Origin of the sequence: Qipengyuania marisflavi (assembly GCF_005884405.1) — a bacterium.
In the GTDB taxonomy this organism is placed as follows: Bacteria; Pseudomonadota; Alphaproteobacteria; order Sphingomonadales; family Sphingomonadaceae; genus Qipengyuania; species Qipengyuania marisflavi.
On record NZ_VCAO01000007.1, the window covers coordinates 39,092 to 52,086 of the forward strand.

Consider the following 12,995-nt stretch of genomic DNA (forward strand, 5'->3'; position numbering starts at 1 on the left):
CCCGCTTTCCAGACTGTACAAAAAGAGGCCCGGCGGGAGCGATCCTGCCGGGCCTTTTTGTGTTCTGGCCAAATGGTCTGGCGAATTAGCCGCCCTTGCGGCTCGCCTTTGCTGCCGCGACCAGATCAGCTGGCCATGTTACCTGCGTCTGGGTTTGCGGGTTGAAGACATCGCCCGGATATTGCGCGCCCTGTGCGGCGGCAATTTCCTCGGCGGTAAGGAACTCGCTGGGCTCCAGCGCGAAGACGTCGAGGCCGCGGCTGATCTCGGTCGCGTAAATGCGGCCCTGATACCAATAGGCTGACCAGTAACCACCGGTCACCAGCTGGTCCTTGTCGATAGGCCCGCGGTCGAAATAGGCGATCTCGAACGGGTTGGACGCGTCGGTGAAATCGATCACGCTGATTCCGCCCTGATACCAAGCCTGCACAAAGATATCGCGGCCCGGTACCGGGATGATCGATCCATTGTGCGCGACGCAGTTTTCCATGTCGGTTTGCGGTGCGGGCAGCTTGTAGGTGCCGCGCTGCTCCAACTTGCCATCCTTGATTTCGTAAAAGGCATTGGCACCCCAGGTCGCCGGATCACCCGCTTGACAACGCGGTCGCCCGCCGCCGCCCCATTCATCGGTGAACAGCACCTTGGTGCCGTCATTGTTGAAGGTCGCGGAATGCCAATAGGCAAAGCCCTTGTCGGTCACATCGTCGATCCGCCTGGGCTTCATCGGGTTGGATATGTCGAGGATAATGCCATTGCCCGAACACGCGCCCGCCGCCAGATTCTTGGCCGGGAAGACAGTGATGTCGTGGCACATATCGGTGCGATAGGTTTCCTGAGTGCCGTCACCATGATCGCCGCCGCGCCACAGGCCCGCAATCTCGCCATCAGCGGCGAACACACGGGGCCGGTCGACAATCCGCGCCTTTGCCGGATCGGCCACGGGAATTTCGATCACATCGATGCTGAACAGCGCGGTGCGGCTGTCACCGGGGGAATCGAAACATCCGGCCAGCTCCTTTTCGTCGCGCACATAGCTGGTGCCCGAATTGTAGAGCACGATCCGCTTGCTGTCCGCGGAGACCACCGAATGGGTATGGCTGCCCCGGCAGGTCTGCACCTGACCGACCTGACGCGGGCGGTTGATGTCGGAAATGTCGAAGATGCGGATGCCGCGAAAACGTTCATCGCTGATCTTGTCGGTTACGCCCTGCAGGCCGCAATCCTTGCGCGCACGGCTGTCCTGAACGCTCATCACCAGCAGCTTGCCGACGATGGAGACATCGCCCTGCCCGCCGGGGCACACGGTCGAGCTGATCAGCACAGGCACGCCGTCCTCGCCCAGCCTGTATGCGTTGAAGCCGTGATAATTGCCTGCCACCATCACATCGCCGGAAAAGGCGATATCGGTGTTGGCAAAAGACAGCAGCGAACCGCGCTCGCCAAACTTGGGCTTCTCGTCCTCGTCGTCCCTGTCCTTGTCCTTGTCCTTTTTCGGCTCCTCGCCTTCCTTGGCCGGGATCAGCGGCTGGAGCTGCGCGGGATTTTTGGGATCAAAGAACCCGGCAGGCTTGGGCTGTGCGGTCACCAGACGCAGATTGCTGATCGCCTCGCCCGCATCGCGGAAGCCTGCGGCCAGCGTGGCGCGGGGATCCTGCGATAGCGCGGCCAGCACGATATTCATGCGCTCGATCTCGGTCTTCTGGTCGCTCACCACGTCATTGGTAAATTCGAACAGGACCGGCTCGTATGCGGTGCCGGGCTGTTCATGCAGCGTATCGACCATGTCAATCGCGCCCTTGTGGTGCGGGATCATCAGTTGCAGGAACAGACGGTCGAAGGCGGTCCCGTTGGCTGCGGCAAGCTGCGCCATCTGCTGCGGGGTGGCCATGCCCTCCATCATGTGATGCGCATGTCCCATGCCCGCCATGCCCAGTTCCAGACCGCGGTCCTGCAGCCAGGTCCGCATGAATGCCATTTCGTCCTTCTGGCTGCCGTCGATACGATCCGCGATCTTGACTATGGCTGCGTTATTGGTCCGATCTTTCACCAGCGCCGCCATGTCGACCGCCTGTTGGTGATGGACGATCATGCCCTGCATGAAGGCAACGTCAGCAGGCGCATAGCTGGTGTCGGACAGCGCAATCGCGCTCGCCGCATCGATTGTCCGTGACGCCTCACCTGGCGCGCCCGGCAGGACTATCGGCGCCTCTTGCGCAGCCAGCGGCGCAGTGGAGGCAAGCAGGACGGCGGCAAGCGAAAACGCACGGATCATAATTCTATCCCCTCATATCGTTGCCGCCATGGCTACCAGCCGGGGGCGGGTAAGCAATCTATATTCCGATCAGCGCCGAGACTGGACCGATTACCGCCGCTGTCCGTTAAGGTCACAGAACATCAAAACTGGAGACCGAGTTCATGAAATTGCCACACAACGCCCATGTCGCAATCGTCGATGGCGAGAACTTCACCGTGATGCGCAATGGCGGGCAGGCCTTCGAGCCCAAGCTGGAAAAAGCGCAGAAGCCCGATCTTACTGCGACCAATTACAGCGCCGGTGTGCGCCATCAGGACGCGATGGGGCAGCAGCGCGGCCGGACCGATCTGGACGAACTGGCGCATGGCGCGGCAGCCGCCGAGTGGCTGAATGCTCTGGCCGTCGCGGGCCAGATCGATAATCTGCTAGTGATTGCCGACCCCAAGACGCTGGGCGAAATGCGCCGCCACTATCACTCCGAGCTGGAAAAGCGGCTGGTCGGTGAAATCGACAAGACGATGACCAGCGAACCCACTGCGCGGATCGAACAGGCGATTTCAGCGGCCTGATCAATTCTATACCCTTGGCGCGGGCGGCGGGCTTTTCATGGCTCCGTCGCCTGCGCACCACCCTCTGACGCAGTAACGCTTGCGCGCAGATTCAAAATGCCATTAATCCCACGACAACCATGCTTGGTGTAAGGGGTCACAATGGGATTGAGAACATTAGGTAGCGCGCTGGCCGCATTGACGCTCTCTTTGGGAGCGCCTGCACAGGCCCAATCGGTCAATTTTGAATCGCAGTTCGATACTGTGCTCGGCACAGAGACCCGCACCCCGCAAAGCTATCAGGCGGTGTATGATACCGCGCTGGACCGGCGCATTGCCGAGCTGGCAGAGGGCAGCAACGGGCGGATCGGGGTTGCCGCAATCGATCTGGCCACCGGGCAGGTGGTCAAGGTTCTGGGCGACCAGCGCTTCCCTATGGCCAGCACCAGCAAGATCGCCATTGCCGCCACCTTCCTCGAAGGGGTCGAGCAGGGCCGCTGGAGCCTGACGAGCGAATTTCCGCTGCTGATGCCGCGCAGTTCTGCCAGATTCTCAAGCCGTGTCGCGCCGGTCTATGAAGGGCAATATATGCCCGCGCGCGAACTGATCGAGATCATGATCACGCGGTCCAACAATTACGCCACCGATGCGCTGCTGCGCGTAGTGGGCGGGCCGGAACGGGTCAATGACTGGGCGCGCCGCAATGGCCTCAGTGAATTCAGCATCGACCGCGATATTGCCACGCTGGTGCGCGATGATGGCGAGTTCAATCCTGCCAATCACATTGATCTGCGCGACAGCGCCACGCCGATGGCGATGGTCCAGATGCTGGGCGGGCTGTATCAGGGCAAATATCTGTCCGCTGACAGCCGCCGCGTACTGCTGGGCGCGATGAGCCGTACTCGCACGGGCAAGCGCCGCATTCCGGCGATGATGCCCGCTGGTGTCCGGGTAAGCCACAAGACCGGCTCGCTCAACAACACCTCCAGCGATATCGGTATTCTGGAAATGCCCGATGGCCGCGCCATCGCGCTGGCGATTTATGTCACCGGACAGGGAACGCGGCTGAACCGCGAGGCCAAGATCGCTGCGATCGCCCGCGCCATCCATGATGGTTACAAGGCGCAGGATCAGCGCAATTACGCCAAAGCCGATTACGGCGGCGAATAAGGTTAACTGATTTCGCACATAAGAAAAGGGCGGCACCGCAAGGTACCGCCCTTTCTTGTTCCGTACGGAAAACCGTGCAGAAGCAGGCTGATTAGTCAACCTGAGCTTCGGCAACCGATTCGTCCTGAACGTCAGCTTCAACTTCAGCAGCGGCATTGTCAGCAGCGTCGGCAGTTGCTTCAGCAGCGCCTTCGATGTTGTCGCCAGCGGCTTCCATGTTTGCTTCGGTGTCAGCAGCAGCATTTTCGACGGTCGCTTCTGCGGCGTCTTCGGTTGCTTCCGAGCAAGCGGCGAGGGTCAGGGCAGCGGCCGAAGCAGCAGCGAAAAGAGCGATCTTGCGCATAGTCAAATTCCTTGAACAGCGAGTTTTAAAAACGGTTGGACGACCTGGGCCACCTTCCCGCGCGAGCCCTCAAATCAGGCCTCACGATGTCTAAATAGTGGCGACTTTGTGGCATTGCAAGGGCATTCGTCACTTTTCTGCCTTATTCCTGCCTCAATTCGCCATGATTGCCGATAACCGGCTCATGCCAAAGCGAATGGGTTAAACCGCTCCCATTGCACTCATCGCGCTGCTAAGCCCCCGCGTCATGGCCGCAAAGCAGCATCTCTACCTCGTCGATGGGTCCGCCTATATCTTCCGCGCCTATCACCGGTTGCCGCCGCTGACCGATCCGGAGGGCACGCCGGTGGGCGCGGTCTATGGCTATACCACCATGCTGTGGAAATTGGCCGATGACCTGGACAAGGCGGACGGTCCGACTCACCTGGCAGTAATTCTGGACAAGGGTTCGACCAGCTTTCGCAATGATATCTATCCCGAATACAAAGCCAACCGCCCGCCCCCGCCAGAAGATCTGGTGCCGCAATTCCCGCTGATCCGCGACGCAACGCGCGCTTTCAGCCTGCCGTGTATCGAAGAAGCCGGGCTGGAAGCGGACGATCTGATCGCTTCTTATGCGCGCGAGGCCCAGCGTCAGGGCTGGGACGTCACCATCGTCTCATCCGACAAGGATTTGATGCAGCTGGTCGGCACCGCTGGCGAAGGCGGCGGGCGCGTCGATATGCTCGACACCATGAAAAGCGCCCGCATCGGCCCGGCAGAGGTCGAAGAGAAGTTCGGCGTCGTGCCTGAACTGGTGGGCGATGTGCTGGCGCTGATGGGCGATTCGGTAGACAATGTGCCCGGCATCTATGGCATCGGCCCCAAGACCGCCTCCAAGCTGATCGCCGAACATGGCTCTCTCACCGCCGCACTGGATGCGGCGCCGGACATGAAGAAGTCCAAGCTGAAAGAGCGGATGCTCGAAGGCCGCGAAATGGCCGAACTCAGCCGCGTGCTGGTCCAGCTGAAAGAAGATTGCGACCTTCCCCAGCCGCTCGATGATTTCAAGCTGGATGGCGTGCCGCCCGAACCGCTGGCCGCATTTTTGGAAAAGCATGGCTTCTCCAGCCTGCTCAGAAGGCTGGAGGCCGGGTCAGGCAGCCCTTCGCGCAAAACCGATCTCGATCCCGCCAAGCAGAGTGCCGGCAACACCGCTGCCGAACACGCCGCCAGCCGCCAGCCGCTGCCCGAAATGCCCGCAGTGGACCGCAGCGCGTATGAATGCGTGCAGACGATGGAGCGGCTGGAACATTGGGTCGACCGCGCCCGTGCCGCGCGGCTGGTGGCGGTAGACACTGAAACCAGCGCGCTGGATGCGATGGCGGCCGATCTGACCGGGATCAGCCTGGCGCTTGGCCCCAATGATGCCTGCTATATCCCGCTGCGCCACGGCGGCAGCGATATGTTCGCAGAAAAGCCCGATCAGGTCGATTTTGCCCAGGCGCTGGCGGCGCTCAAGCCGCTGCTTGAAAGCGATGCAGTGCTCAAGATCGGGCAGAACATCAAATACGATATCAACATACTGGCCCGCAATGGCATTGCGGTGGCGCCGATTGATGACACCATGATTATCAGCTTCGCGCTGGATGCGGGCCGCAGCCTTGACGGGATCGGCGGCGGTCACGGCATGGACGAATTGAGCGAACGCCATCTCGGCCATACAACACTGACTTTCAAAGAGGTCTGCGGGATCGGTAAAAAGCAGATCCCGTTTGGCGAAGTCCCGCTCGACAAGGCCACCGAATATGCCGCCGAAGATGCCGATGTGACATGGCGGCTGCACGCGCATCTCAAACCGCGCCTGGCCAGCGAAGGCGGCACCAAAATCTATGAGCGGGTCGACCGCCCGCTGATCCCGGTGGTCGCGCAGATGGAACGGCACGGGATCAAGGTTGACCGGGCGCGGCTGGCCAAGCTGTCCGAAGAATTCGCTGTCGAGACCAGCCGGTTGGAAAAGGAAATCCATACGGTTGCAGGCATTCAATTTACCGTTGGCAGCCCCAAGCAGCTGGGCGACATCCTGTTCGACAAGCTGGGGTACAAGGGCGGGCGCAAGGGCAAGAGCGGGCAATATTCAACCGATCAGGCGATTCTGGAACGGCTGTCTGGCGAAGGCGCGGAAATAGCCGATAAGGTGCTGGAATGGCGCCAGCTGACCAAGCTGAAATCAACCTATACCGACGCGCTGCAACAGGCGATCAATCCCGAAACCGGCCGGGTCCACACCAGCTACAGTCTGGTCGGCGCGCAGACCGGACGGCTGTCTTCGACCGACCCCAATTTGCAGAACATCCCCATCCGCACCGAAATCGGGCGGCAAATTCGCGAAGCGTTTGTTGCCGATGCGGGCAATGTCCTGCTGGCCGCCGATTATTCGCAGATCGAGCTGCGGCTGGCCGCGCATATGGCCGATGTCGATCCGCTGCGCGAAGCCTTTGCCGCGGGCGAGGATATTCACAGCCGCACCGCCACCGAAATGTTCGGCGAAGTAACGCGCGACACGCGGGCGCGCGCCAAGACGATCAATTTCGCCATCCTCTATGGCATCTCGCGATGGGGGCTGGCGGGCCGTCTCAAGGTGGAACCGGACGAGGCGCAAGCCATGATCGACACCTATTTCCAGCGCTTCCCCGGCATCCAGCGTTATATCCACGAAACGCTCGAAAGCGTGCGGGCGCGCGGCTATTCCGAAACGCTGTTTGGTCGCAAGACATGGTTCCCGCGCATCAGTTCGAAGAACCAGAACGAGCGCACCGGGTCCGAACGCGCCGCCATCAATGCGCCGATCCAGGGCACCAGCGCCGACATCATCAAGCGCGCGATGGTCCGCATGGTGCCTGCGCTGCAAGAGGCCGGGCTGGACGACGTGCGGATGCTGTTGCAGGTTCACGACGAATTGGTGTTCGAATTGCCGGAAGGCGATGTCGCCGCTGCCAAGCCGGTGATCGAACGGGTGATGGCTGAGGCCGCTCAGCCTTCGGTATCCTTGAGCGTGCCACTGGGCATCGATATCGGCACGGGCGTCAGTTGGGGAGCAGCACATTGATGAAGATGAAAATCACCGACCGGCGCGGCCGCTGGATGAACGCCGCGCTTCTGGCCGTTATCGCCGCGTGCAGTCTGGCGCTGTTGTTTCTGGTCTACAAGACCGTGGAGGCTGAACGCAACGAGCGGCTACAGGTGGCCAAGACCAACGAAATTCTGGTTGAACTGCGCAATGTGGGCACCGCCGTGCTCAATGGCGAGACCGGCCAGCGCGGCTATCTGGTCACGCTCGACCGCCGCTATCTCGAACCCTATCGTGCGGGTAGCGAACAGATCAGCCCGACACTCGACCGGCTGCGGGACATGCTCGGCGATGATGCCAGTGCCCGCCAGACCGAACTGATCGACCAGATCGACGCACTGGCCCGCGCGCGTTTTGACGAGATGGCTGATTCGGTGGCCATGCTGGAGAACGGGCGGCTGCTTGATGCGCGCCGTGCTGTCCTGACCGATGAAGGTCAGGAGACGATGGAGCGCCTGCGCCGCGCCATCCGCGAAATGGAGCAGATCGAATCCCAACTGCTCAGCGAAGCGGCGGTCGACACCGCACGGGCGGAAGCGCGTGTGCTGCCGATGCTGGGCGGCCTGCTGGTACTGATCCTGCTGGCAATGATCGCGGGCGTCCGGCTGGTGGGCCGCGCCGCCCGCGCCGAGGCCGAGGCATCGCAGGCAGCAGCATTGAGCGAGGCGCATGACCGGGCGGACCTGCTGGCGCGTGAATTGAATCACCGGGTCAAGAACCTGTTCGCCGTGATCCTGGCGATTGTCCAGATGAGCGCCCGCGACAAGCCTGAGGCCAAGCCGGTCACGGACAGCATTGCCCAGCGCATCCGCGCGCTGCTGACCGCACATGAAGTGACCCAAGGCGAGCTAGACCGCCCGGTCGCGTCGCTTTCCGCATTGGTCGAAACCACGCTGGCCCCCTATCGCTCCGACGCTCACCCGGCGGAAATTGCAGGCGAAAACCACCTGCTGGCGGCTAAGAACGTCACGCCGTTGGGCCTCGTCCTTCACGAACTGACCACCAATGCGGTGAAATACGGTGCTTGGGCGCATGGCGGTACGGTTCATGTCACCTGGGAGGAAAGCGATAGCGGGCTGACCCTGCTGTGGCGCGAGACCGGCGTGACAATCACCGAGGAGCCGGAGCGCAAGGGCTTTGGCAGCCTGCTGATGACCAGCGCAGCGCGACAGCTGGGCGGCAGCATCGAACGCGAGTTCCTGCCCGACGGGCTGCAGGTCACTATCGAGCTGCCACCGGGCGACTAATCGGCACATCGCTGCCCGCGACAGCGCTTGCCATTGACCCGCCCGCTTCCCTAGAGGGCGCGGCATGTTCGAACGCTTTGACCCCCGCAACTGGCCGATCTCTTACGATGCGCTGATCCACACCCTTATCGTGCTGGGCGGCGCAGTCGTGCTGGCATCATTGATACACTGGGTTGTGCTCAACACCGTCCACCGGATTGCGCGGCTGTCCAGCACCCCGATCGACGATATCGTCTTCACCAAGGTTTATAAGCCCCTGCGCTATGCTTTCATCGGATTTGCAATTGCAATTGCCGCTGAACACGATTTGCTGGTGGGCGACGGCTGGGATGTCCTGGCGCGCTTTATGAAGCCCGCGCTGATGGGCTGGGTGCTCTATGCCGGAGTGCGCGGCTTTGCCGCCGGGATCGAACAAAAAGGCGCATTGGCAGGCGACGTAGTTGCCATGCGAGCGCAGCGTACGCGGGTGGCGATCCTCTCGCGCACAGCCCGCGTGGCGGTGGTGATCATCACGGTCGCCCTGATCCTGTTCAACATCCCCGGTGTCCGCGAGATCGGGGTGACCATGCTGGCTTCGGCGGGCCTCGCCGCTCTGGCAGTGGGCGCAGCTGCGCAACCGGCGCTCAAATCACTGATCGCCGGGATGCAGATGGCCATCACCCAGCCGGTGCGGATTGGCGATCTGGTCAAGGTCGACGGGCAAGCGGGCCGTGTGGAAGAAATCCGCATGAGCTTTGTAACTGTGCGTACCTGGGACGAACGCGTTCTGGTGGTGCCGACGATCCGCTTTCTGGACGAGAGTTTCGAGAACTGGTCACGCGTCAGCGAGAAGCTGACCGGTCCGGTCATGCTCCACCTCGACCCCGCCGCCGAGGTCGCCCCGATTCGCGAAGAGTTTGAAAGCTTCGTCAAACAGCACCCCCTGTGGGACGGGCGCAATCTGGCGCTGCTGATGACCGAAGCCTATCCCGAAAGCATCGAGCTGCGGCTGTCGATGAGTTCCGAAGCCATCGGCGATCTGTTCGCGCTGCGCTGCGCCGTGCGCGAACATATGGTGGCGTGGCTGCGCACCAACCAGCCCGGCGCACTGATCCGCCACCGGCTGGAGGTCGAGGCGGCCAATGCACGGGCGATGGGCGCCGTCTGACCGTTCAGCCGTGCTTCTTGTCGCGGGTCGGTTCGAACAGCGCTTCGGACAGGAAACCGATCGGATGGACTTCGGCGGCACGCTTTTTCAGCTCGCCGCGCATCTTCTTATATTCCTTTTCCATATCCGCAGTCACCGTGGCGCGTGAATCCTCCAGCGCCGCGGTAAAGTCCTCGGCAGCGACCTTCTTCACCGCGCCGCCAACCCGGCGCAATGCGCCCAGTCCGGCCCGGCGCACCACGTCTTCCAGATCGGCACCGGTGAAGCGTTCGGTCTTCTCCGCCACCTCTGCCAGATCGACATCCTTGGCCATCGGCATATCCGCAGTGTGGATGCGCAGGATCTGTTCGCGCCCGGCCTTGTCCGGCGTGCCGACGTAAACCAGCTCGTCAAAACGGCCCGGACGCAGCAGCGCCGGATCGACCAGCGCCGGCCGATTGGTCGCGCCGATCACGATTACCGACTGCAATTCCTCCAGCCCGTCCATTTCGGCCAGGATGGTGTTGACTACGCGGCCTGTCACCTGCGGTTCGCCCTGCCCGGACCCGCGTGCGGGGACCAGGCTGTCGATCTCGTCAATGAAGACCACGCAGGGCGCGACCGAGCGGGCGCGCTGGAACATCCGCGCAATCTGCTGCTCGCTTTCGCCATACCATTTGGAGAGCAGGTCAGAGCTTTTCATCGAGATGAAGTTCGCCTCCGCCTCTTTCGCCACAGCCTTGGCAAGCAGCGTCTTGCCGGTGCCCGGAGGGCCATAGAGCAAGAAGCCCTTCGCCGGACGGATGCCCAACCGGTGGAAGGCATCGGGGTTCTTGAGCGGTAGCTCGATCCCCTCTTTCAACTTGTCGACAGCATCGCCGACACCGCCAATATCGTCCCAGCCAACATTGGGCACCTGCACCATCACTTCGCGCATGGCAGACGGTTGCACGCGCTTGAGCGCTTCGAGGAAATCCTCGCGGCTGACATACAGATCGTCGAGCACTTCCTGCGGCACGGTGCGCTCGTCAAGGTCGAGCCGCGGCATGATCCGCCGCACCGCCTCGATCGCCGCTTCGCGCGTCAGCGCCGCCAGATCGGCACCCACAAAGCCATGCGTGGTGCGCGCCAACTCTTTCATCTCCACCTTGTCGCCCAGCGGCATCGCCCGCATGTGAATGCCCAGAATCTCGCGCCGTCCGCGTTCATCGGGCACGCCGATCACTATCTCGCGGTCGAAACGGCCCGGACGCCGCAGCGCCTCGTCCATCGCATCGGGTCGGTTGGTGGCGGCAATGACCACGAGGTTCGAACGCGCCTCCAGCCCGTCCATCAGCGTAAGCAATTGGGCGACCAGCCGCTTCTCGGCCTCACCCGGTACGCGGTCGCGCTTGGGCGCTATGGAATCGATCTCGTCGATGAAGATGATTGCAGGCGCGGATTTGGCCGCTTCCTCGAACACTTCACGCAGCCGCTTCTCGCTTTCGCCATAGCCGGAACCCATGATTTCCGGGCCGTTGATGGTGAAAAATCTGGCGTCGCTTTCATTCGCCACCGCCTGGGCCAGCCGCGTCTTGCCGGTCCCGGGCGGTCCATGCAGCAGCACGCCCTTGGGCGGATCGACGCCCAGCCGGGTGAACAATTCGGGATAGCGCAGCGGCAGTTCGACCATCTCGCGCAATTGCTGAATGGTGTCGCCCATACCGCCGACATCGTCATAATTGATGATGGCGCGGGCATCGCGGGGTTCTTCGAATTCGGCGCGCAGCTCGACCTCGGTGTCCTCGTCGATATGGACGATGCCCTTGGGGCTGGTGGACACTACCGTCAGGCGGATCTGGGTCAGCGCATAGGCGGGGGTGTTGAACATCCGGCGCACCTGAGGCGGCATATCCTGCACCGGCTGTTGCCCGGTGGTGGCAACCAGATCACCCGCGACCAGCGGCTTGCGGAAGAAATTGCGTTTGAGCGCCTGGGGCGGACCCTGCAGCCGGATTTCACGCTGCGCCGGGGCGAACACCACGCGGGTGGCAGGGCGCGATTCGGTGACAGTGATCTTGACATGCTCGCCAGAGCCAACCTCGGCATTGCCGCGCTGCAACCCGTCAAGCCGCACGACATCGAGTGTCTGGTCCTCGTCATAGGCCGGCATCGCTACGGCGGCGGTGGAGCGTTTGCCGATAATCTCGACCACATCGCCTTCGGTAATGCCAAGCGCCTGAAACACTGATCGCGGCATCCGGGCGATGCCCTGACCGCTTTCCTCCTGCCGTGCCGCTGCGACCTGCAGCCTTACCGTTTTTTCTTCAACCGCAGTCGCTGCGTCCGCATCGGCCATCTGGCATCTGCTCCCTTAGTCCGTTGTTTCGACCCGCCCCTAGCTGGGGATGCGCCCTGCCTGATGCAATGAACAAGCGGCGCAAGAGGTCCGGTTGAGGCTGTGACTACAAGGATTCCAGACAGAAAAAAGCCCGGTTGGAAGAACCAACCGGGCTAAAAAGTCTTGGGAGAGGATGCCTGAAAGGCAGGGCAACATATGCGGTTGCAGCAATTTTTGTGCAAGTGCGAAAAGAACAAGGTTTGTTGCATTGTGCGCAACACACAGGGCTATCCGTCTAGGACTTCAGGCCAGCGCTGCGGTGCCCCCGCAGGGCGCGCACATCCGCGAACGCTGCCTGGCTGGCCAGAGTTAAGCCATGCCACAAAGTCTGTTGTTTCGCCCGAAAACTCGTCGAGACACTCCGCTCGTTCAATCACGATTTCGTAAGCCCATGCATCACCATCTGCACTGTGCGCAGATGCCTTCAAGCTGGTCCGGTCCGGCTGATCGGTACGATCCGCGCGGTGCCATGACACCACCTGCTCTCCGCTGGTAAAATCCCGCAGCTGGATCAGGTCGCCGCGGCTTTCGAAGCCAACAAACGGTTCGCCGAAATTGATAATATAATCGCCCGAGCTGGCTTCGCGCATTTCGAACAGGGCTCTTTCGGGAGAGGTGATAGCGCGCACAGCGGGCACATCATGCGGCGCTGCATCACTTGGTAAATCCTCGCTCTCAGCACCTTCCATGCTCGCTTCGCAGGACACCAGCCCGAACGCAGCCAGGCAAGGCATCACCAGTTTTGCCCATTGCGACATGACCACGCTGCGTTCTCCGACCAAGGGGTGACACAATTCCCCTTTGCTTATAACAGCCAT

At 61.8% G+C, this 12,995-nt stretch carries 9 protein-coding genes; 5 read left to right on the plus strand and 4 right to left on the minus strand.

Annotation, left to right across the window (positions count from 1 at the left end; translation table 11 throughout):
* Positions 1 to 85: 85 nt before the first annotated feature.
* The gene (locus FEV51_RS11185) at positions 86 to 2,272 is read right to left on the minus strand and encodes a DUF305 domain-containing protein (RefSeq protein ID WP_138618951.1); all 2,187 of its coding nucleotides are present in this window, start codon (positions 2,270 to 2,272) and stop codon (positions 86 to 88) included.
* Positions 2,273 to 2,415: 143 nt separating this feature from the next.
* Here FEV51_RS11185 and FEV51_RS11190 point away from each other — a divergent pair, with 143 nt between their 5' ends.
* Positions 2,416 to 2,823, plus strand: coding sequence for a baeRF12 domain-containing protein (locus FEV51_RS11190; RefSeq protein WP_138618953.1), 408 nt, complete (start codon positions 2,416 to 2,418; stop codon positions 2,821 to 2,823).
* Positions 2,824 to 2,964: 141 nt separating this feature from the next.
* Entirely contained in the window at positions 2,965 to 3,972 is a 1,008-nt protein-coding gene (locus tag FEV51_RS11195) for a serine hydrolase (protein WP_138618955.1), read from the plus strand.
* Positions 3,973 to 4,063: 91 nt separating this feature from the next.
* Here FEV51_RS11195 and FEV51_RS11200 read toward each other — a convergent pair whose 3' ends face one another.
* Positions 4,064 to 4,315, minus strand: coding sequence for a hypothetical protein (locus FEV51_RS11200; protein ID WP_138618957.1), 252 nt, complete (start codon positions 4,313 to 4,315; stop codon positions 4,064 to 4,066).
* 247 nt (positions 4,316 to 4,562) lie between these two features.
* Between FEV51_RS11200 and polA the strand changes: the two genes are divergently transcribed.
* From polA to FEV51_RS11215, 3 genes are all read left to right on the plus strand, one after another.
* The gene (gene polA / locus FEV51_RS11205) at positions 4,563 to 7,403 is read left to right on the plus strand and encodes a DNA polymerase I (protein WP_138618959.1); all 2,841 of its coding nucleotides are present in this window, start codon (positions 4,563 to 4,565) and stop codon (positions 7,401 to 7,403) included.
* On the plus strand, positions 7,403 to 8,671 hold the full coding sequence (locus tag FEV51_RS11210; protein WP_138618961.1) for a sensor histidine kinase: 1,269 nt from the start codon (positions 7,403 to 7,405) through the stop codon (positions 8,669 to 8,671). The genes polA and FEV51_RS11210 overlap by 1 nt, the downstream gene beginning before the upstream one ends.
* A 64-nt stretch (positions 8,672 to 8,735) precedes the next feature.
* Positions 8,736 to 9,818, plus strand: coding sequence for a mechanosensitive ion channel family protein (locus FEV51_RS11215; RefSeq protein ID WP_138618963.1), 1,083 nt, complete (start codon positions 8,736 to 8,738; stop codon positions 9,816 to 9,818).
* A 4-nt stretch (positions 9,819 to 9,822) separates the two neighbouring features.
* On the opposite strand, the gene FEV51_RS11220 is transcribed toward FEV51_RS11215, so the two are convergent.
* Together FEV51_RS11220 and FEV51_RS11225 are read right to left on the minus strand one after the other, a co-directional pair.
* Positions 9,823 to 12,135 carry a CDC48 family AAA ATPase gene (locus tag FEV51_RS11220; protein ID WP_138618965.1) on the minus strand — a complete coding sequence of 771 codons (2,313 nt, stop codon included), beginning with the start codon at positions 12,133 to 12,135 and terminating at the stop codon, positions 9,823 to 9,825.
* Between the two features lie 269 nt (positions 12,136 to 12,404).
* Positions 12,405 to 12,959, minus strand: coding sequence for a hypothetical protein (locus FEV51_RS11225; protein ID WP_138618967.1), 555 nt, complete (start codon positions 12,957 to 12,959; stop codon positions 12,405 to 12,407).
* Between the last annotated feature and the right edge of the window lie 36 nt (positions 12,960 to 12,995).